This is a genomic window from Terribacillus saccharophilus (assembly GCF_002272075.1).
GTDB classification, from domain to species: Bacteria; Bacillota; Bacilli; order Bacillales; family Amphibacillaceae; genus Terribacillus; species Terribacillus saccharophilus_A.
Window position 1 is genome coordinate 118,382 of record NZ_NPBJ01000023.1, and the last position, 20,774, is coordinate 139,155.

At 41.9% G+C, this 20,774-nt stretch carries 25 protein-coding genes; 5 read left to right on the forward strand and 20 right to left on the reverse strand.

Going from position 1 to position 20,774, the window contains the following annotated elements:
• The first annotated feature begins 115 nt into the window (after positions 1–115).
• Together CHH48_RS12820 and CHH48_RS12825 are read left to right on the forward strand one after the other, a co-directional pair.
• Positions 116–838 carry an ABC transporter ATP-binding protein gene (locus CHH48_RS12820; RefSeq protein WP_095219538.1) on the forward strand — a complete coding sequence of 241 codons (723 nt, stop codon included), beginning with the start codon at positions 116–118 and terminating at the stop codon, positions 836–838.
• The gene (locus tag CHH48_RS12825; protein WP_095219539.1) at positions 831–2,465 is read left to right on the forward strand and encodes a hypothetical protein; all 1,635 of its coding nucleotides are present in this window, start codon (positions 831–833) and stop codon (positions 2,463–2,465) included. Before CHH48_RS12820 ends, CHH48_RS12825 begins: the two co-directional genes overlap by 8 nt.
• A gap of 44 nt (positions 2,466–2,509) precedes the next feature.
• Here CHH48_RS12825 and CHH48_RS12830 read toward each other — a convergent pair whose 3' ends face one another.
• The 4 genes from CHH48_RS12830 to CHH48_RS12845 form a co-directional block, all read right to left on the reverse strand.
• A complete protein-coding gene (locus CHH48_RS12830) occupies positions 2,510–2,626 on the reverse strand; it encodes a YjcZ family sporulation protein (RefSeq protein ID WP_095219540.1) in 117 nt (38 codons plus the stop codon).
• 78 nt (positions 2,627–2,704) lie between these two features.
• Positions 2,705–3,460, reverse strand: a complete 756-nt coding sequence (locus CHH48_RS12835; protein ID WP_095219541.1) for an SDR family NAD(P)-dependent oxidoreductase — start codon at positions 3,458–3,460, stop codon at positions 2,705–2,707.
• Positions 3,457–3,984, reverse strand: coding sequence for a mismatch-specific DNA-glycosylase (locus CHH48_RS12840; protein ID WP_095219542.1), 528 nt, complete (start codon positions 3,982–3,984; stop codon positions 3,457–3,459). The genes CHH48_RS12835 and CHH48_RS12840 overlap by 4 nt, the downstream gene beginning before the upstream one ends.
• An 80-nt stretch (positions 3,985–4,064) precedes the next feature.
• Entirely contained in the window at positions 4,065–4,817 is a 753-nt protein-coding gene (locus tag CHH48_RS12845; RefSeq protein ID WP_245840378.1) for a C39 family peptidase, read from the reverse strand.
• 136 nt (positions 4,818–4,953) lie between these two features.
• Between CHH48_RS12845 and CHH48_RS19350 the strand changes: the two genes are divergently transcribed.
• Entirely contained in the window at positions 4,954–5,088 is a 135-nt protein-coding gene (locus tag CHH48_RS19350) for a small, acid-soluble spore protein L (RefSeq protein ID WP_141230074.1), read from the forward strand.
• A gap of 28 nt (positions 5,089–5,116) precedes the next feature.
• On the opposite strand, the gene CHH48_RS12850 is transcribed toward CHH48_RS19350, so the two are convergent.
• The 5 genes from CHH48_RS12850 to CHH48_RS12870 all read right to left on the reverse strand — a co-directional run bounded on the left by CHH48_RS12850 (position 5,117) and on the right by CHH48_RS12870 (position 8,140).
• Positions 5,117–5,776 (reverse strand): class I SAM-dependent methyltransferase, encoded by a 660-nt coding sequence (locus CHH48_RS12850; protein ID WP_095219543.1) that lies wholly within the window; start codon positions 5,774–5,776, stop codon positions 5,117–5,119.
• Positions 5,777–5,934: 158 nt separating this feature from the next.
• Complete coding sequence (locus CHH48_RS12855; protein WP_428848885.1) at positions 5,935–6,453, reverse strand: GNAT family N-acetyltransferase; 519 nt, start codon at positions 6,451–6,453, stop codon at positions 5,935–5,937.
• Positions 6,453–7,016, reverse strand: a complete 564-nt coding sequence (locus CHH48_RS12860) for a nucleotidyltransferase family protein (protein WP_095219545.1) — start codon at positions 7,014–7,016, stop codon at positions 6,453–6,455. The genes CHH48_RS12855 and CHH48_RS12860 overlap by 1 nt, the downstream gene beginning before the upstream one ends.
• Entirely contained in the window at positions 7,009–7,848 is an 840-nt protein-coding gene (locus CHH48_RS12865) for an alpha/beta hydrolase (protein ID WP_176466438.1), read from the reverse strand. Before CHH48_RS12865 ends, CHH48_RS12860 begins: the two co-directional genes overlap by 8 nt.
• On the reverse strand, positions 7,835–8,140 hold the full coding sequence (locus CHH48_RS12870) for an MGMT family protein (RefSeq protein WP_095219547.1): 306 nt from the start codon (positions 8,138–8,140) through the stop codon (positions 7,835–7,837). The genes CHH48_RS12865 and CHH48_RS12870 overlap by 14 nt, the downstream gene beginning before the upstream one ends.
• A 170-nt stretch (positions 8,141–8,310) precedes the next feature.
• Here CHH48_RS12870 and CHH48_RS12875 point away from each other — a divergent pair, with 170 nt between their 5' ends.
• Positions 8,311–8,676: a thiol-disulfide oxidoreductase DCC family protein gene (locus CHH48_RS12875; protein WP_095219548.1), complete on the forward strand. Its 366-nt coding sequence runs from the start codon at positions 8,311–8,313 to the stop codon at positions 8,674–8,676.
• 28 nt (positions 8,677–8,704) lie between these two features.
• Here CHH48_RS12875 and CHH48_RS12880 read toward each other — a convergent pair whose 3' ends face one another.
• The 7 genes from CHH48_RS12880 to CHH48_RS12910 all read right to left on the reverse strand — a co-directional run bounded on the left by CHH48_RS12880 (position 8,705) and on the right by CHH48_RS12910 (position 16,498).
• Entirely contained in the window at positions 8,705–10,111 is a 1,407-nt protein-coding gene (locus CHH48_RS12880) for a SpoVR family protein (protein ID WP_095219549.1), read from the reverse strand.
• Between the two features lie 108 nt (positions 10,112–10,219).
• Positions 10,220–11,152, reverse strand: coding sequence for a sensor histidine kinase (locus CHH48_RS12885; protein WP_095219550.1), 933 nt, complete (start codon positions 11,150–11,152; stop codon positions 10,220–10,222).
• A 2-nt stretch (positions 11,153–11,154) separates the two neighbouring features.
• Positions 11,155–11,847, reverse strand: coding sequence for a response regulator transcription factor (locus CHH48_RS12890; RefSeq protein WP_095219551.1), 693 nt, complete (start codon positions 11,845–11,847; stop codon positions 11,155–11,157).
• Between the two features lie 164 nt (positions 11,848–12,011).
• A complete protein-coding gene (locus tag CHH48_RS12895; RefSeq protein ID WP_095219552.1) occupies positions 12,012–12,716 on the reverse strand; it encodes an ABC transporter permease in 705 nt (234 codons plus the stop codon).
• A 45-nt stretch (positions 12,717–12,761) separates the two neighbouring features.
• Positions 12,762–13,688, reverse strand: a complete 927-nt coding sequence (locus CHH48_RS12900) for an ABC transporter ATP-binding protein (protein WP_095219553.1) — start codon at positions 13,686–13,688, stop codon at positions 12,762–12,764.
• Positions 13,689–13,857: 169 nt separating this feature from the next.
• The gene (locus CHH48_RS12905) at positions 13,858–14,733 is read right to left on the reverse strand and encodes a DUF4097 family beta strand repeat-containing protein (RefSeq protein ID WP_095219554.1); all 876 of its coding nucleotides are present in this window, start codon (positions 14,731–14,733) and stop codon (positions 13,858–13,860) included.
• A gap of 397 nt (positions 14,734–15,130) precedes the next feature.
• The gene (locus tag CHH48_RS12910) at positions 15,131–16,498 is read right to left on the reverse strand and encodes a dipeptidase (RefSeq protein ID WP_095219555.1); all 1,368 of its coding nucleotides are present in this window, start codon (positions 16,496–16,498) and stop codon (positions 15,131–15,133) included.
• A 116-nt stretch (positions 16,499–16,614) separates the two neighbouring features.
• Between CHH48_RS12910 and CHH48_RS12915 the strand changes: the two genes are divergently transcribed.
• Positions 16,615–17,385 carry a type 1 glutamine amidotransferase domain-containing protein gene (locus tag CHH48_RS12915; RefSeq protein WP_095219556.1) on the forward strand — a complete coding sequence of 257 codons (771 nt, stop codon included), beginning with the start codon at positions 16,615–16,617 and terminating at the stop codon, positions 17,383–17,385.
• Between the two features lie 16 nt (positions 17,386–17,401).
• Here the strand turns inward: CHH48_RS12915 and CHH48_RS12920 are convergent, their stop codons facing one another.
• From CHH48_RS12920 to CHH48_RS12935, 4 genes are read right to left on the reverse strand one after another with little or no spacing between them, the layout of a single operon-like run.
• Positions 17,402–18,538 (reverse strand): bifunctional cystathionine gamma-lyase/homocysteine desulfhydrase, encoded by a 1,137-nt coding sequence (locus CHH48_RS12920; protein ID WP_095219557.1) that lies wholly within the window; start codon positions 18,536–18,538, stop codon positions 17,402–17,404.
• Positions 18,535–19,461, reverse strand: coding sequence for a PLP-dependent cysteine synthase family protein (locus CHH48_RS12925; protein WP_095219558.1), 927 nt, complete (start codon positions 19,459–19,461; stop codon positions 18,535–18,537). Before CHH48_RS12925 ends, CHH48_RS12920 begins: the two co-directional genes overlap by 4 nt.
• A 9-nt stretch (positions 19,462–19,470) precedes the next feature.
• Positions 19,471–19,935 carry an S-ribosylhomocysteine lyase gene (locus CHH48_RS12930; RefSeq protein WP_095219559.1) on the reverse strand — a complete coding sequence of 155 codons (465 nt, stop codon included), beginning with the start codon at positions 19,933–19,935 and terminating at the stop codon, positions 19,471–19,473.
• A 13-nt stretch (positions 19,936–19,948) separates the two neighbouring features.
• Complete coding sequence (locus CHH48_RS12935) at positions 19,949–20,587, reverse strand: class I SAM-dependent DNA methyltransferase (RefSeq protein WP_095219560.1); 639 nt, start codon at positions 20,585–20,587, stop codon at positions 19,949–19,951.
• Positions 20,588–20,774: the final 187 nt, after the last annotated feature.

Genomic DNA, 20,774 nt, shown 5'->3' on the forward strand with positions numbered 1-20,774 from the left:
ACTGGTGTTAGCAAAATTATATGCGTCGAAGGTATAGGCTTTTTTTATACAAGATACCCTTGAATAATTGGAAAGGAAAGGCCAGAATGGAAGTAACATACAAGGAGGTCATGCAGTGATTCAAATCGTTCATGTACATAAGCAATATGGAAATAAGAAGGCTGTGAGCGACGTGAGTCTGACAGTCCCTACCGGAAAGATATTCGGTTTTCTGGGACCAAATGGTGCAGGTAAGTCCACCACGATTAAAATGGTGACTGGTATCCTGCCAGTTGATTCAGGAACAATCACCGTTAATGGGAAGGACATCACGTCGGATACAATCGCTGCAAAACAGGAATTCGGCTACGTTCCGGATAGTCCAGATCTATTTCTACGGCTAAAAGGCTTGGATTATCTTCATTTCCTAAGTGATATTTATGGGATTGCCGCCGATGTGAGAGAAGCAAGAATTGAGGAATACAGCAAGATGTTCAGTATCTACGAAGCATTAGGAGATCAGATTAAAACATATTCGCATGGAATGCGGCAGAAGCTGTTTATAACCGGAATGCTCGTACAGCAGCCATCTGTCTGGATTCTGGATGAGCCAATGACTGGATTAGATCCGAAATCTTCTTATCAACTGAAGGAACTAATGCGAAATCATGCTGCGAACGGCCATACGGTCTTTTTCTCCTCTCATGTGTTAGAGGTTGTGGAACAGCTTTGTGATGAAGTGGCCATTATTCGGAAGGGTGAGCTTCTTTTCCAAGGTACTTTAACGGAAATGAGGGAGAAATTCCAATCAGATGATAGCTTGGAGCATATTTTCCTGGAGCTGACTCAGGATGCATAAGCCGATCTGCTCGCTCATCCGTATTCAGCTGAAAATGCAGTATGCCAACGTATTCCAGAAACCTAGTGTAGTTATCGGTTTGGTATTCGGGATAATCGGACTCCTTTTTCTAGGCATGATGTTCGGCGGGTATATGCTGCAAATCATTGATGTTATGTACGGCTTGCTGGAACCGTCCGGTAATACCAATGTGATATTAGGGTCGTTATTCTTGATGAATTTCTTCCTCATTTTCATCCTATCGTTGATGCTGATCATGAATACGTTCTATTTCACGGAGGATATTACGTCATTCCTTCATCTGCCTGTCCATTCTTACCAGCTGCTTATCGCCAAATCGCTGAATCCGCTGATTTATGTTTATTTGCTTACAGCGGCCATGTATTTACCTGTCAGTATTTACTATGGCATATTAAGTGGTGCTGATTTGATGTATTACGTCTATGTTCTTCTCCTCTTCTTCCTGATTCCGACCATACCTTATGCATTGGCAGCTGCTGTGGTCATGTTCGCTATGCAGTTCGTCAATAAAGGAAAGAACAAAGATAGAAGTAAGGTTATCGGCGGTATTATTGGATTTGTTTTAATCATCTTATTAAATGTCGTCTTACGGTTACAGCAAGATCCAGAGCAAATTGCTCAGGTAATTGCAGACAGTGCTGAAAAAGGCGGACTGCTGCAGATGGCCACACTGTATTACCCGCCTGCATCGCTGATGTCACATATACTTACAAGCGCAGGATCTTGGCAAAGCCTGCTTTACTTTGTCATCGTATTGCTGCTTGCACTTTTTGCGGGGCTGATATTCTTTGCAGCTGCACAGAAATTTTATTTAAAAGGGGCATTAGGCCTTAATACTGGTTCAGGCAAAGTATACAGTGGTAAAGGTCTGCACCGTAAACCACGGTCGATTATCAGTACATACCGCACAAAAGAATTACAGACTATCTTCCGGACACCGACATTCTTCCTGCAATGTGTCGCTGGCGCTTTTGTCATGCCTGCACTATTGATCGTTATCTTTTTCATGGGGGATTTCGCTTCTGCTACAACCATGATTGAAGGAATAAGCGGCAGCATGTTATTTGTGGTCATCCTTTTCGCGAATGTCTTCTCGGTCGGACTAAACCCGATCAGCATCGTCAGCTTCTCAAAAGATGGGCAGAGCTGGGAAGCGCATCTGTTTCTGCCATTAACCATGCGGCAGATTGTCCTTTCCAAGCTGCAAGCTGCGTTCCTGATCAATTTGCTCCCGCTTACCGTTTTATTTGTGATAGCTGTGCCTGTGATACAGATGAATCTATGGGAAGCCTTGCTATGGGTGATCATTGCATTGTTTGTTAATGCGGCGGTCACAGTCATCGGAATGGTCAGCGATTTACTTTATCCGAAGCTTGGCTGGACAGAAGAGACAGAGCTATTTCAGAACAGGCTCGCAAATCTAATCTCCATTGTAATTTCAGCAGGGGCATTCGCTTTCCTGTTAGCTTTGCTGCTCATCCTGAAAATGTCGATGGTCGTTTCGTTTATTGTCACCTTGCTTTACATCAGTGCGATGATTGTTCTCTTACTCTATATTGTCAGCAGGCTGCTGAAGACTGCCGACCGAACAAGTCTCTCCAGATAAAAAGAAGCTTTGCACGATTTGTGCAAAGCTTCTTCATTTATAAATTAATAGCCGTAACCGTAATCGTTGCCACCTACATAAGATGAACCGACAATGATTAAAAGGATGAATAATACAACCAAAAATGCGAAGCCGAAGCCTCCCTCATTCCCTTTAGACATTTTACTTCCCCCTTTTCTTACAGGATAATGCATTGTATGTGCAGAACCCAAAAAGGAAAGGGCGCATACCTAAACTACTTAAACAAAATCCTTCACTGCATAACGTTTCCCGTTTTCGATTTCACTTCCAGTTAGGACATCGGCTAGTACACCCGCGACAAACATCGGATCCCTAAGCGACTTGTTCTTTACATAATCCTTGAACTTCTGTACGTCTTGGAATTGTTCCGGTTCGCTTGAACGTATATCTGCCTGCATATCCGTGTCCATGATGCCGGGATTATAAGCGATAGCGATATTATTGGTACCAGCTTCTGCCTCTTCAAGAGCTACTGTTTCCGTGTAGCGGTTCAGACCAGCTTTCGATGTACTATAAGCACTCCAGCCATGCACAGAGCGTTCCGCTGCACCGGAAGTAACATTTACGATAACAAGCGGGATGTTATGCGTTTTAGCATATTTCAAAAAAATGGAGCACGCCAGCATCGGCGCAGTTAAATTGATGGCCATATGCGCTTCCCATTCGGCTAGACTGTATGCATCAGCAGTAGCAATCGGGCCAACCACACCTGCATTGTTAATCAAGTAGACAGTATCATCGGCTTTTGTGAAAATGTCTGCTGCCAATTCCTCAAAAGCCTTCGCACAAGCAGCTGTATCCTGTAAGTCACCATAACGGTATGTATAACTGGCATTATCCTTTCCTTCATAAGAAGGCAGATTGTCACTATTCTTCCTTGCAACTCCAATTACTTGAATTCCTTTTTCCATCATTTGCTTGGCGATTGCTTCCCCTAACCCGCGAGAAGCCCCTGTCACTACTGCTGTTTTCATTTTCTCTCCTCCAATTCCTCTAATATAGCTGGGATTTCTGCATAGATACTGACGATTTCTTTTATCGGCATTCGTACCAGTCCGCTTGAAGACGGCGCAACAAATTCTATTACATCTTGCGTCACCGAAGACTCCTGAATTCCCCAGCCTGTCTGTTTCACCTTACTGTATTGTTGGTAAACACCTTTGCCGACAAAACAAGCCACTTGCGGACGATAACAAGCCAGTTTCTCACGAAGCAGCTGCGCCCCTTCTATGTATTCTTCCTTGGTTATATCTGCTGCAGCCTTAGTCGGCCTTGCCACTATATTCGTAAATCCTATTCCCTTACCTAGCAGATCCTGATCTTCAAAAGGTTCACATTTCCGTTCAGTAATGCCTGCTTGATACAGGATATTCCAGAAACGGTTATTCCGATTTGCGTAGTGATGACCAGTTTCGCTTGAGCGTACACTCGGATTAAACCCGATGAACAAAAGTCGCAGTCCTTTTTCTATATGATCTGGTATTGGTTCAAGTCCCATTTCAGCACCTCCGCTCTTCTTACATTGTAGCTTGAGGGTCCTAAAGACGCAAAAAAAGCACAGTTTCAGCTGTGCTTTTCTCAGTTTTCGATATAAATTGCTTGGCTGCCAAGCTGCTCCCAAGCCTTTTCGAAATTTTCCCGGTCCACTTCCTGATCTTTCTGGCCATATGGATTATTGACGAATACAGTATCTTCTGTATAACCTGTGACTGCAACGCTATGAACACTGTAGGTTACGTCTACCTCTCCATTTGGTGTGTCCCATGTTTCCATGTCATTAACCGGAGCCAGATTTGCAGTTGTAATGATCCAGACTGGATTGCCATTGTCCAATGGTTTGTAAATAGCATCTTCGACCGATTTCCCAGTCATATCGACTGCTTTATCACCGGCTACTTCTTTTGCTACATCCATGACTGGCCCATGATAAACGCCAAGTCCTGGTCCATTCGGCATGTCTCCGACAAACCCCTCATTTGGATCGCCATGAAGACCGTTGTCATAATTCAGCGGAACGTTTGCAATTTGATCGGCCAAGTCATTCTTTGTCACATCGTATCCTGCATACAGCAGGACCATCGCCAAACTCGTTACCTCACAGCCATTATATAATCGTGGTGCATCCATTTGATTGAGCAGCGGTACATCCAACGGACCTTCCTCTACAGCTGATATCTGTGGTGTATCTTCTTTTTTTGTAACCTCTGTTTTTCTCGTAGCAGTCCCTGATTCCGCCCGTAAATCATCCGAACGGTTCTGGTAAGTAAGAACTGCCAAGACAAGAGTAATTGCTGCCATGCTCACTAAGATTGCTACATATATATTCTTCATACATTTCTCTCCAATTTGATGGCTAGTTAGAAATCATGACACTAATTATAAAGTAGCCAAGCTAACGATTACAATACACATGATTATTTTAATAAGATTTAGGACAAATGCCATACTAATCAGGAGGTGATTGGAAATGAGCAGAAAAAAAAGCCAGAATGAAAAAGCGGCTACTAGTGTAAATAGACAAGGATTGACTGAAGACGCAGCAAATCAGGAACCGAAAAGCCAGCTAGAGCAGCGTGCTAAAAAGAAGAACACGAAGATATAAGAAAAACAGCCTCACTAGAGGCTGTTTTTCATTTTTTCCGTGCTACGACGAACCAAAGCTGGGCATCTTGTTCCGCACCTGCTTTAAAATCTATTCGCTGTTTATGAAGTGTCATCTCGACAACTTGATATTGATCCTCAAGCATCCCAAACAATTCTTCTTCCTGGAAGAAATGCGCAATCCGCTCATGCACGAGGAATGTATCCTTCTCAATTTCCACTCCTGTACCATACAGCTTCTCATCCCTTGCCGACAGGCAAGAGAAAATCAACAATCCATCCTTGCGCAATAGTGATGTGAAATGGGTAAGTAATTGTTGTCTTTCTTCTTCTGTATACATATGAAGTATATTCGATAGATAAATGCCGTCGAATCTTTCAGTCGAAGGAAACGGTAGATTCAAATAATCCCCGACAAAATGATTTACATTGGCTAATCCCACTGCCTTTGCATGACTGCTGGCACGCTCGATCGCCACTTCAGATATGTCACAAGCTGTCACTTCAAATGCATATTCTCCAAAGAAGTTGCTATTCCTTCCATATCCGCATCCAGGTACGAATAACTGCTTCGCTTGATCCGCCGCAAAATATGGATAAGCCATCACAGCTGATGGTGTTGCTTCCGTTCCCCAAATGTCCCCTGCTTCAAAACGACTATTCCAATATGTTTGTAACATCATACTCATAGCGCCATTTCCCCCAGCATAGAGTTATATATACTTTCGGTAAATTATTTTACAAAGAATTTACTAAGCATAGTGTAACATTTTTGGACAAGGTTGAAAGGGTTATTTTCAAAAAAGATTGTAAAGAAATAATTACTACAATTTGTGCATTTCTTCACTTATTCCCACTCTTCCCGAAGCAGTCCCATCCGAATAGAATCATAATACTTCCCATTATAATATCTGCATTTTCTCATACGGGCTTCCATCGTCATACCAAGTTTTTCTCCTAGCCTCACCATCCGCTTATTCCCTGACCAAGTTGTATAGCCTACCCTCGCAATTGGAAGCGTGTGGAATAGATGTGTAATCCATTGCCGGAGTGCCGCTGTTCCGTACCCTCCATTCCAATAAGCAGGAACATAGATTGTGATGCCCATCTCCAGCCACTTGGAAGGCTCATGTTCCCAGTAATATCCTACCGTCCCAATGATAGTTCCATCTGTTTCAACCACCCATTGACCCGGAGCGTTTTCTCCAAAGCGATAGGTAGCCAAAAACTCTTCCTTTGGGACGTGAACTAACGGGAAATAAGGTGCATCCCATTTTTTCCACTCTGGCTCTTTTTCTCCATATTTCAGCTCCCAAAGAATCGGTCCGTCTTCTTCTCTCGCTGGTCTGATTTTAACATTAGTCATCATTTATCCTCCACTCGAACATGCGGCCACAGCCGCTGCCAGTTTTTCTGTTTTACTCTTTTCAGATAGATAGGATGATAGCTTGCGCCCTTCACGTATAATGGAGTCGGCGCAATACGGCAAGCTAGTAAATCCTCCACTCCATATGGCGCAAGTAAACGCAGCTTCCCTACCTCAAAAGTTACACCAATGCTGGTAGCTGTTTCCGGATAACATGCAATAGCATGCTCCGTATCTCGAAAAGCAGGCATCCTATTGACTTCATGCATTCTTGCCTGGTTTTTCACTGACCACGGTACATCTGGTAACATTTGCAGCAGCATATTTTCATATTTCTTTTCTGTCACTTCATCTGTATCAGAAGCATCAAAATACACGACATCTACATCCGGAAGCGGAGTACGCCGCGTATACCCAAGTTGGACATCCCAAACCTTTGATCTGACAAAACCGGCACTTATACAGAAATCAGGCAGTTGTAACCTTGCTGCCGCTCCGAGTACTTCCATCATCCATTTGTCTTGTCTGATTGCTTTTAGTACATCTGCTTCTGTTTTAAGCATAAGACGCGTTCCTCTTTAGATAAGCGGCAATATATTGATGGGTATCCTCTCGGAATTGGACAAAGTGAGTTCCTGATACTTTTTTGAGCAGTACATGCTCGTTATGCTTTGCTTCTGCTGCCTTTTGACTTCTGATTGCTTCCTTTTCGTCTATACCTGCAAAATCTGCCCAAATGAGTAATGTACTAACCTTTAACTCATGAGTCAGCTTAGGTAAATTCGTACGGTAATAAAGCATGTATAGATTGATTGCTGCATCAGATATAGTTGGCATATTATCAAACATTTGCTTGATATACTGATTTGGATCTGTCTGATGAGTTTCACAAAAACGATGCAATAATTCCCTCGTATCGTTTGGACTGCGGAAAAGTTTTGCTAATCGACCATTAGTAGGTGCAGGTAAAAATCTATGTACGAGGGAAATGAAGGGCAGTACCAACCCCAGCACTCCGAATTCACTTACTGGAAAAGTGCCAAGTGCCTTATGTCCAGCATCAAGGAGTATAAGCTTGTCTATCTTTTCTGGATTGTGCAGTGCAAAAGATATGGCAGCAAGTCCTCCTAATGAATGACCAATGATGGATAATCTCTCTAAGCGTTGTGCATCTGCGTAACTTTTCACCCACTCAGCGAGCTTCTTCACAGAAATTGACTTCTCGATTCCATCACTTTGACCAAGTCCTGGAAGATCAAGTAAATGAACAGCATATCCTTCCTCCAATTGATCAGCCAATTGCTGCCCCTGATTTCCAGTAAAGTCTGCACTAGGCAAAAACAATACTGGTTTGCCCTCCCCTATTATCTCAGCATGTATTTTATTCAGGCTCATACCGATACACCTCCAAATCGACACGGCCATTCAAGATTTCCAGGCCTTCTTCATACAATCTCTCCAGCTGTTCGTTTCGTGTCTCTTCGTCTTGTATCTTTAGCTTTCCATCGGCACTGATGACGCGATGCCACGGAAGATCATGTTTCCTGCTCATGCTATGTAATATTCGTGATACTTGCCTAGCTCCGCGTGCTTTTCCTGCCGCTGCACCGATTTGGCCGTAGGTCATTACTTTTCCATTTGGTATCGACTTGATGATACCAATCACATTCTCGGTGAAGGGATCCATTATATACCCTCCTTTTTTTAGAACTATCTGTCAATTATTATAGCAAACTTCCAGCTGCTGTGAAATTCACACGGAAATATGATAGACTCTATCTGAATAGTCTAAGTAGGTCAACTTCTGTTTAACATCTTGCTGGAAGGGCTATGTAGTAAACGAGAGGAGAATGTGTGATGAAGCATATTGTATTTTTTGACGCAAGCTGTCCACTTTGTTCAACTGCAAAGCAAGTAATTCAAAAATTAGACTGGTTAGATAATGTGAAATGGATTCCGGCACAAAATATCGAGAATTACGAGCGTTTCCGTTTCCTTGCCAAAGGGGATGTGTATGACCGTATTCATATGATGTCTTTCAAAGGTGATATCTACAAAGGACATGAAACTGTGAAAAAGGTTTTGACACTGCTGCCTGTTACCGCAGTGTTAGGATGGATTCTGCATCTTCCGTTCCTTGACCCTTATTTGGAATCCCTATATAAATGGGTGTCTGATAACCGCCATGACTGGTTCGGCACAAAACAACTAAAAGCAATTTAAAAAGAAGGGGCAGCCGCCCCTTCTTTTTTTACAGGTACTTCTTCAATACTCGTTTTCCTTCATAGCTGAATAACACATGTTTTCCCTCGATATACGTCTCCATATGAACGAACCGTCCCCATAGCTGATAAAAGTAAGGCAATGTCCGCTCAAGATACGTCAAATCCAATTCGACACCTTCATAATGATGCTTCAGATACAGCTCACCATTAGACATGTAATCGCCATCTGTTACGGTCAAATAAGGAAAACCTCCATTCACCCGCATCGTGATCAGCTGATCGCGTACCGCTTCCCAGTCTTTATCGGTGATTTTATATTCATTGCCTTGTTTCTGGAACAAATACATATCTTCCCGGTATACAAGATCTTTAGTCAGGTAATTTCGCAGGAAGGAGATATCCGATTCTATCTCCCGAACCTCAAACATCTTCTCCCTGCCGGAGCCTGGCTTCACACCATATCGTTTCATTTCTTCGGTTGGATTGTCGTACCGCTCTTCGATATCTTCAAAAATCTTGATGCCAAGATAATATGGATTAATCTGGGATGGAGACGGCTGCACAACACCAGCATTGAGCTTTGCATACTCGATTGCTTCATCACTTGTCAGATCCATCTCACGGAGAATGCGAGCATGCCAGTAGGAAGCCCAGCCTTCATTCATGATCTTTGTCTCGAGCTGCGGCCAGAAATACAGCATTTCCTCCCGCATCATGGTCAGGATATCCCGCTGCCAGTCTTCTAAAGTTCGGCTGTATTCCTCTATGAACAGAAGAATATCTTTTTCTGGACGAGGCGGAAATGCTTTACGTTTTCTTTCATTTTTATCTTTTGATTTACCTCGGTCAACAAACCAAATATCATCATATTCCGTCGCTCTCTCCGGACTTTCTTCTGCCTCATCGCCGGCTTCCCAACCAAGCTTCGGGCGCAGCAAGGACGGATCGATATGCTCCTGTATTGCCAGCACGGCATCGAGGAAATCCTCCACTTCTTTCTTGCCGAATTCTTTTTCGTATGCAGCAACTCTTTCTGCAGTAGCTGCCATACTATCGACCATATTCCGATTTGTATTCTGGAATCGGACATTATTTTTAAAGAAATCACAATGGGCAAGCACATGAGCAACAATCAATTTATTCTGAACAAGACTATTGGAATTTAATAAGAAGGCATAACAAGGATTGCTATTGATAACAAGCTCATAAATCTTACTCAAACCAAGGTCATATTGCAGCTTCATCTTATGAAACTGTTTCCCGAAGCTCCAATGCGTGAATCTCGTCGGCATCCCATAAGCACCGAATGTATAAATGATGTCAGCAGGACATATTTCGTAGCGCATCGGGTAGAAATCCAGACCGAAGCCCTTAGCGATTTCCGTTATTTCCCCAATTGCCCTTTCCAATGCGTGTGTGTCGGATTGCAGCACGGGCTTTCTCCCCTTTGTACGTAATAGTACTCATACATATGCTATGAAGGCAGAAAAAAGACTTCTTACCTGCTCTTTATTACAACAATGGCTGTATTGTTTGATTCCTTAATTCATGCACTTAAAACCGATTTTGAAGCTTGTTTTTACGTACGGAGTGCTTTGTAATGAAATAGAGCCATCCATCTGTTCAACCAGTCTTTTTGTAATGGTCAAGCCTAATCCGCTTCCTTGGTATTGCTTATTTCTTGAGTCTTCCATCGTATACATTCGCTCAAACACATGATCCTGCTGCGATTCACTTATACCTCTGCCTTTATCGTAAACTTCTATATAAGCCGTACCTTCTGTTTTGCTTAACTTTAAACCAATCAATTTCCCTTCAAAGCCATAGGAGATTGCATTCGAAACAAGGTTATTCAAAACTCTGATGATTGCCTCTTCATTACCCATTACATGGATCGGAAACTCAGGAATATCGATTGCTATGTCAAACGCTTCATTCTGCAAGATACTTGAAAAGTCCAAGATGACTTTTCGTGATAATTCACAGATATCCAGTTTTCCAAGTTCTAGTTCTTTATCGCCCGACTCAAGCTTTGCCAGTTCAAAAAAACGATTGATCAAATCTAGGACTTCTGCTGATTTGATCTTCAGTGTATGCAGCATCCCCACTAGTTTTTCTTCGCTTAGATCTTTTTCATTTTCCGCGATCTCGATATAACCTAATATAACTGTAAGAGGCGTTTTCAGGTCATGCGATATATTAGACAGCATCTTTCTCATGGAACGTTCTATATTGGTATAGTCAGCAGCTACTTGATGCCTCCTGTCGAGCAGTAGATTTAATTTGATCAAAAGACTTTGCACTTGTTTCACATCAGTATGAAGCAATATCCTTTCATTGCCGTTTGTATCTGCAATATGGTTCAGCTTATCTTCTATGTAAGTCAGGTCTGTAAGAACTTTTCTCTTACTTTTAAAAAGGATTACATTCAACACCAGTGATAGCAGGAATAAAAATAAAAAAAGAAAAGCCATATTCATAACTCTCCTAACTTATATCCGATTCCCCACAACGTTTTGATATACTTCGGATTGGATGGATCGTCTTCAATCTTCTCCCTAAGACGCCTGATATGCACATTGATCACATTCTCATCGCCATGATATTCTTCTCGCCAAATGGCATGATAGAGCTGAGACTTCGTATATACATTGGATGGATTCAAGATGAATAATTTCAAAATGCTGAATTCCTTTGCCGTAAGGTTGATCTCTTTATTAAATTTCCTTATAGCAAAATTATCGACATCGATTGTCAAATCACCAATCTGCACCAGTCTTTTACTCTCCGCTGAGGCTAAATAATGCTTTTCTCTCCGCATGATTGCTTTGATCCTGGCTGTCAGTTCCAATACGGAGAATGGCTTGGCAATATAATCATCGGCCCCTAATCCCAAACCGATTACTTTATCCGTTTCCTCCCCTTTAGCCGACATAATCAGGACAGGGACCATACTATTCTCTCGTATCTTTTTTAAGCACTCAAAGCCATCTATTTTCGGTAGCATCAAATCAAGCAGAATAACATCATACCTATTCATGCTAAAGCGAATCAACGCTTCCTCTCCATCATATGCTGCTGTAACTCCATAGCCCTCTTTTGCTAAACTCTCTGTCACCATTTTGCTAATATACATATCATCTTCCACAATCAATACTTTCTGATTCAATACGCCACCCCTATACTTAAGAAAAATAAGGAAATCTATCTTTTTTATACCATATGTTCAGAGGCTAAAGCTGTTATCAGAAGCAATAGGGAATATTGAAATTATCTATAGCAAGCAAAAATGCTGCCCCTGATTTGGGACAGCATTCTCTAGTTCTTTTTCTATTAGGCAATATCTCGTTTATCGATATGGTGATAAGAGAAATAAGCAATAAGCAGACCGAATATGCAAAGCGCAAGAGGCACCCATATGAATTCGAATAAGCTCATCGTACTATCACCATTCGATACCGTCCCGTTGATTAAAACACCAATTAGGACAGACCATGTAATAGTTGCAGCAGTCGATTTCTTTCTCATGCCGAAAAACAACGGAATCAAGCTGACTCCAGCAGTCATCAATGCGTTTACAAGCGTCATTGGAAAAGCAGATACCATGTCATCCCTATTAACTGGTGCTTCAAAAAGGTATACATGTGGACTTATTAAATAAATCATTATGTTTGTCACGACTGTAGCAAATATAATACTAAAGAAGCAGAAGGCAAACACGATAATCAATTTTGCTTTCATCAATTTCTTACGCTGTATCGGATAAGTGAATAATAGATGAATGGTACCTGATCTGTATTCTTCAATTACGATACGCGAAAGAATAACACCTGCAAAAATCAAGAAAACAGTCCTGATGAATATATCAGCTAGTGACATAAATGATTGATAATCTGGAAACATAGATTCGACTTCATTTCTGGAGCCCCACCCCATAAGCCCCACTACAGTAAATATCATGATAATACAAATCATGATCCCCGGAACATAGCCAGCTAATTTATGTTTTTTATACTCTAGTTTCATTAACTTAAACAAGGTTCAAATTCCTCCGTTCATAGTTTAAAAGGCTCGAGATGATACTTATGAAATCTGTATGTCCTTTTCATTCATTGTGTTCAAGAAGTACTCTTCCAATGAACTATGTTTCTTATTGATACTGTCAATCCCAATATCATGTAATACAAAAGCTTTCGATAATTGCGACTGGGTCAAATCAACATCATAGATCCTAATTGTCTGCTCGCCGAATACCTTATAGTTATGCACCTTCAACTTCTCCTCGAGTACGTAAACTGCCTTTTTAACATCTTGTACCGCGACTTCAATATATTCTGTTTGTTCGCCATTGATACTTTTCATTGTTACTTCTTTTATCAATTTTCCATGTTGGATGATACCTATTGTATCCGCCATCTGCTCCATCTCAGCCAGGATATGACTCGACACAATCAATGTGACGCCATACTCCCGGCAAAGCAATTTGAATAGTTCCCTTAAATCTTTAATGCCTACTGGGTCGAGACCATTGATCGGCTCATCCAATACAAGCAGCTCAGGTTTTGTAGAAATTGCTCTCGCAATTCCTAGTCTTTGCTTCATTCCTAAAGAAAAATCCTTAACTTTTTTGTTGTCTATAGTATGTAGTTTAACGAGCTCCAAAGCTTCTTCAATTGCCTTTTCATCGTAATATCCCATGTATTCACAGTGTAATTCCAAATTCTCCCGGGCATTCAGCCGCTCATAGAAAATAGGATACTCGATGATAGTGCCCATCCTTTTCAATACCTCTACAGAAGTGTCCGTCAGCTTGCTTCCAAATATCTCAATCTCTCCACTTGTAGGTTTTATTAGATTCGTTATCATTCTCATAATGGTCGTCTTTCCCGCACCATTGGGTCCTAAAAATCCATAAATCTCTCCTTGTTTCACATGCATATCCACGCCCGAAACTACTTGTTTGCCATTGTACAATTTGGTTAGTTGATTTGTTTGCAAGATGTATGTCATCTCGGTCTCTCCTCTCTGTTTCTACAACTATTATACAAATCGGACTTTTCTTTTCCCTTACTAAATCCTTAATTCTTCCTTAAATTATGTTTTTGTTGATAACTCACTTTCACCAAAAAAACAAATGGTCACATCCATATGATGACCTTTTGTTAACTTGAACGCATGACTAATCAGTTACATTTATTTGCCCATCTTCACTTGTTAGATTTAACTCGTTAGTACCCTGACCAACCTCTCCCTTCTTAAGGTTTTCAGTATCTTTGCTTTTCTTCAGTCCTTTTATATCAAGAGCTATATGAGAAGATACACTCTTCGCTGTTACTGATAGGGAAGTCGGAGCTTTTCTATAAGAAACTTCGATGTCACCTGCTTCCGTATTCACTTCTAAAGATTTCCCTTCATTTATTTCTTTGATTGATATTACTCCATCTACAGAAGTAACTTTTGCCTCAGAACTATTTACATTTTTCATGTAGTTATCTCCACTAGTAGAAGTTATATCTAACTCATCAATAGAACTATCTTCAACACTTATCATTCCATCCTTAGATGCAAACTTTCCTGTATCAGCTGAAACACCTTCAAATTTCCCATCACCCGCATTGCTTTCCACAACAATATGATCTGCTGAGATTTCACTCATTGCTATATTTCCATCTTCACTCGTCATTTCTATATTATTCACTCCTGATTCAGGTACATTTATATGGATACTGCCTTTCTTACCAAAAGTAAACCCTCCAAGAAAGCCATTCTGTTCCTGCTCGTTTTGTTTGATTACTAATGCTTCTCCTTCTCTCATGAATGTAACAGGGTTATCATCTATTTGCTTTCCTTCAGCAGAAATAGTTAACTCATTTGAATCACTCTTTTTAAAGCTTACCTCCCACGAATCACTATCTACTTTCAAACTTTCAATATTATCTGTGTTATAAGACTTATTCTTTTCAAAACTTTTTTCCTTTGCACTATAGTTATAGGCACTAAAAGCAAGTCCTCCAATTACAACGAGCGCTACTGAAGTCGATATAATTTTCTTCAATTCTCTTCCTCCTGAATTATGGATTTAAAGTAAGAACAAAATAAGAAGGGCGATCAATTAATTTTCGAATGAACAAAATATAGTAGTGATTATGGTGAATTACCTATGTATCTCCTCCATTTGCTTACTCCTCTCAATTTATCTACCTTATTCTATAAGATAAAGTTTTCTTTCCTCTTACTAATTTCTTAATACTTTCTTAAGTTAATTTGTGTAGTGAGAGAGGAGATAACAGGATTACATCCACTTTGTTCTTTAGTTAAAGGTAAAAAAAATAAGCAGCCTTCAAAATAGGAAGACTGCTTATTTTTATTGCTTTCCAAACCAGACCTGCAGGCAAAAGAAGAAACAAAAATATGCTCCTTCTAATTCACCCACTGCCGGAATTTAATAATCCTTATTCACTTACTTTTTGGTAATAATAAACAAGCGTCTCCATCCCTTTATCAAAGCTCTCAAGCGGGAAGCTTTCATTCGGTGAGTGCAGTCTGTCCTCAGGTGTACCGAAGCCAAGCAGAACTACTGGCATCTGATAAACCGTATCAATCCATTCTACAACAGGAATCGATCCGCCCATACGGACGAAGACAGTTTCCTTACCAAAAGCTTGGGTCAAGCTTTCCGCAGCTTTTTGGATCAGCGGATGATTCGGATCTACTTTATATGCTTTCGCTTTGAAAGGCTCCGGTCTCACTTCAACACGCACGCCAGCAGGCGCATACTTCTCGATATGTGCTGTAATTTTCTCCACGATATCCACTGGATCTTGTCCAGGTACGAGACGGCTGGTAATTTTCGCTGTTGCCTCAGCCGGGATGATTGTTTTCGTGCCTTCTCCTTGGTAACCGCCGTACATACCGTTAATTTCCAAAGTCGGACGAGCCATTGTATGCTCCTTGGCTGTGTATCCTTTTTCAGAAACAGCTTCTGGTACACCGACTGTCTGAACAAAATCTTCACCTGGTGCTTGAGCCATCAGTTTACGTTCTTCTTCAGGCAATTCCTCTACACCATCATAGAAACCTTCTACTTGAACAACTTCTTCTTCATCCTTCAAGGAACTTAGGATATGTGCCAATGCCTGCAGCGGATTACGGACAGCACCACCATACATACCGGAATGCAAATCACGATCTGGTCCGTACACAGAGAATTCAAGTGCAGCTGCACCTTTCAAGCCATAAAGCATCGTTGGCTGCCCTGATTCGACCATGCCCGAATCGCTGATGATGGCAAAATCGGCTTGGAATTGTTCTGTCTGCTCATGTAATACTGCATGCAAATTCGTACTTCCGATTTCTTCTTCACCTTCGATACATACTTTTACATTGATCGGCAGCGCGCCTTCTGTTTTCATAAAAGCTTCGAACACTGCTAGATGCATGAATACTTGACCTTTGTCATCACTCACGCCTCGGGCATAAATCCGTCCATTTCGTTCTGTCGGTTCGAATGGCTCGCTGTCCCAAAGCGGAAGCGGATCTGCTGGCTGGACATCATAATGTCCGTAAAAAAGTGCAGTCGGTTTATCTGGACCTGCACCAAGCCATTCACCTGTCACGATAGGATGACGCTCTGTCTCTTGGATGGTTACCTTATCAAAGCCGATTTCCTTCAAATAGTCAGCCGTAAAGCCCGCTGTCTTTGCAACATCTTCCTTATATGTACTATCTGTGCTGATACTGGGGATCCGAAGATATGTATAAAGCTTCTCCAGCAATTTCTCCCGATTTTCCTGTAAATAAGCGACAACTTGATTCGTCATATATGCCACCCTTTCCTTTTCTTACTAGTGTAGCATAAATCGGCTGTTTCTTGTTTAGCTTGTACCTGCCGGTGGAAACTAAACAAGAAATACACAGTTACGTCAGGAGGAGAACAATGGGTAATGTATTGATTGTTGCAACAAACCACGACAGCCTGAAACAGACACCTCATACAACAGGACTCTGGTTCAGTGAACTGACGAATTTTTACGATAAGCTAAAGACACGTCATATAATGACAGTTATCAGTCCAAAAGGTGGTAATATACCTATAGATCATCGCAGCCTCACAGGTTTGTTCAAAAGCCATAAGCTGCGTAAGTACTACCGGGCTCCGGGGTTCAGAAGATTATTGGAGAACAGCCTTTCCCCAAAAGAAGTAAATGCTGCTGATTATGATGCCATTTATTTCACTGGAGGACACGGTACGATGTGGGATTTCCCTGAAAATAAAGAGTTGCAGCAGATAACAAGGGATATCTATGAAAATGGTGGTATTGTTGCCGCAGTTTGTCATGGCCCCGCTGCATTGCTGAATGTAAAATTGTCTGACGGGACTTACTTATTGCAAGATAAGACAGTCACAGGCTATTCCGACCGTGAAGAAACAGCTAGTCTGAACAAGCACGAAATTCCCTATAGCTTGGAAGAGCAGCTTAAAATACGGGCACTTACTTACCATAAAGCAAAAGTGCCTTTCAAAGGACATATAGAAGCTGATGACAGACTGATTACCGGCCAAAATCCAGCCAGTGTCAAAGATGTTGCAACAGCGGTCATCAAGCGAATCGAACAAAAAGAATTTGCCGATCATCCTCGTTCCTTCCGCGCTGTACTGCGAATTCCAGAAGAAGAACAGATCCTAAGAAGAAAGCCAGCTCCGTAATCGGAGCTGGCTTTAATCAATCTTCCATTGCTTGCTTCAAATCTTCAATCAAATCTTCGCTATCTTCAATACCGACACTGATTCGGATCAAACCATCTGTAATTCCCAATTCTGCTCTGCGTTCCTGCGGAATGGATGCATGCGTCATTTTAGCGGGAAGGGAAATAAGACTTTCTACTGCGCCGAGGCTCTCCGCCAAAATGAAATATTTCGTTTTACGCAGTACTTGATCTGCTTTTTCAGCACTTCCTACATCAAAGGAGATCATACCGCCAAAGCCTTCTGCTTGGCTCGCAGCAATGTCGTGCCCTTTATGTTCAGGCAGACCAGGATAATAAATCGTACTCACTCCTGGATGAGATTTCAGGAAATCGACTAACTTGGCACTGTTCTTCTCGATCGCTTCCATCCGGATACCAAGTGTCTTGATGCCACGAAGAAGCAGCCAACTGTCCTGAGGTCCAAGTACAGCACCAGCTGAATTCTGGATGAAGTGCAGCTCTTCGGCTAGCTTATCATCGTTTACGGCTACAAGGCCCGATACGACATCGCTATGACCGCCGATATATTTCGTAGCACTGTGGAGAACAATATCTGCTCCTAAATCAATCGGATTCTGCCAATAAGGTGTAGCGAATGTATTATCAACAATCAGCAGCAAGTCGTGCTTCTTCGCGATTTCTGCCATCTTCTTGATATCTGTAATCTTCAATAACGGATTAGTTGGTGTCTCAACATAAATCGCTTTTGTTTCTGGTTTGATTGCCTGTTCAACAGCTTCTGGTGAACTTGTATCAACAAATGTGTGCCCAAGCTGATAGCGTGTCAGCACCTTTGTCGCAAGACGGTAGCTGCCGCCGTATACGTCGTCAGTCATGACAACGTGACTGCCCGCTTCAAACAGCATCATAACAGAAGTGATGGCTGCCATACCGGAACTGAAAGCAAAACCAGCTTTTCCGTTTTCCAATGCTGCAATTGTTTCTTCCAATGCATGCCGCGTTGGATTGCCTGTACGGGAATATTCATATCCTGTATGTTCACCAGGTCCAGGTTGTTTATACGTACTTACTTGGTAGATTGGCACACTGACTGCACCCGTTTTTTCGTCCGATGTAATTCCACCGTGAATCATTTTTGTTTTACGTCTCATCCTAATCCTCCTTTGTATATCTGCTGGCTGAGGTAGCGCTCACTGCTGTCTGGGAAGATGGTGACAATCGTCGTTCCCGGCTTCGCATGCTCTGCTTCTTTAAGTGCTGCAGTAAAAGCAGATCCTGAGGAGCTCCCGACAAGCAGCCCTTCTTTGGCAGCCAGTTCTTTTACGTAATAAAACGCATCGTCATCTGTAATGGTATGGATCGCATCAAAATATGCAGTATCCATATAATCCGGTAAAAATTCCATGCCTATACCTTCTGTCCGGTGCGAACCTGGATTTCCTCCATTCAGGATGGAACCCTCCGGCTCAACAATGACTGTCTTCACTTCCGGATTCTGATCCTTTAAATAACGCGCGGTTCCCATGAACGTACCGCCTGTGCCGCCGCCGGCAACGAAGATATCAACATTACCTTCGAGGTCACGCCATATCTCCGGACCAAGCGTCTTATAGTATGTCTCTGGGTTTGCAGGGTTAGCAAATTGCTGCGGGCAATAGCTGTCAGGAATTTCATCCAGAAGCTCTTTCGCCTTTTTGATGGCACCTGTCATCCCATCGGATGTCGGTGTATTGATTACCTTAGCTCCAAGCGCACGCATCAGCTCTTGTTTTTCCTGGCTGAATTTCTCTGGTACGCAGAAGATTACGGAAACCTTGCGTTTCAAAGCAGCAAGTGCAATACCAATGCCCGTATTACCCGCTGTTGGTTCAATGATCGTACCGTTTTCCTTCAGTTTCCCCGTCCGGAACGCTTCGTCTATCAAATTGACACCAAGCCGATCCTTCACACTTCCTCCAGGGTTATAAAACTCCAGTTTCGCAAATAAACGAACTCCCTCTGGAAGAGAAAAGTTCGTTATTTGTACAATCGGTGTATTCCCAATCAGTTCATGTACTGAATTATAAACAGCCATTTTCTCCCTCTATTCAGCGAAAACTTGACGCCATTCATCTTTTTTGGAAAGCATTTCTTTCGCAATCTCCTGCGCGCCTTCCAGGCTGTGGTTAGCTGCCCAGCCGCATTGCACTTCATTGCAAGCAGGAACTTCTGTAGCATCGAGCACATCTTGCAATGTTTTTTCTAAAGCTGTAAGGATGTCATCATAGCTGTCATTGTTCAAGATAGAAACATAGAATCCAGTCTGGCAGCCCATAGGACCGATATCAAGGATATTTTCGATATTGTTACGGATGTTTTCTGCCATCAAATGTTCCAAAGAATGCAAACCTGGCATTTCCATATACTCTTTGTTTGGCTGCTTGAAGCGGATATCGTATTTGTACACTTTATCGTGCGCTCCCTCTGTAATCCCAACTAAACGTACATAAGGTGCAGCAACTTTAGTATGGTCAAGGTTGAAGCTCTCTACGTTCATTTTCTTTGTCATGATTATCTCTCCCTTACGCTTTTTCTGCTGTGATCAAGTAGACGAAGCGGTTCATTTGCTTAAATGTAACATGAAATCCATTCGTTTGGAAAATGTTACGAAGCACTTGCATCGTCGTATAATATTCTGTCGTCAAATCCTGGACAAGTCTGTCATAGCCCTTATCCTTCTCTTCTTGAATCAGCTGGTCACGGCCCTCTTCACTTGAGAATACCGTATCAGCAAATATTACTTTCCCGCCTTTAGGCAGCAGCTTTGCATACCTAGAGATTGCCTGCTCCTTCTCCTCGTCTGTCAGATGGTGGAAGGCCCATGTACTGACAATGGCTGAAACCTCATGATGAGGCTCAGGAAAGGAAAGAAAATCACCGTCCACTATTTGGAGCTGCGGAAATTTTCGGGATGCATGCTCCCGCATCTCTTTAGATGGTTCTATTCCAGTAACATTCAGTCCTTTTGCTAACAGCTTTTCGGAAAGATTGCCTGTTCCGACACCGAATTCCAGTGTGTTTCCTTCTGCAGCATCTGCGACTGTTTGCAGAATTTCGTTGTATTTATCAAATACTTCTTTATATTGTGGATCCTGACCAGTAACCGTATCATCATACGTTTCTGCCCATTCATCGAACATATCGATAAATTCGCGGCCCATTTCATCACCTCAAGTGTAATATCTCTTACATATCCAAGTAAACGAATAAGGATTATCATGTTTATGACAGAAGGATACCATAGTACCCCAGTTTATTCAATGAAAAGTTATGATGTCAGTCATATATTCCCCTTTTTAGGAATACAAGATCACAACTATAAAAATAGTGGAAAAGTTACAAATTCAT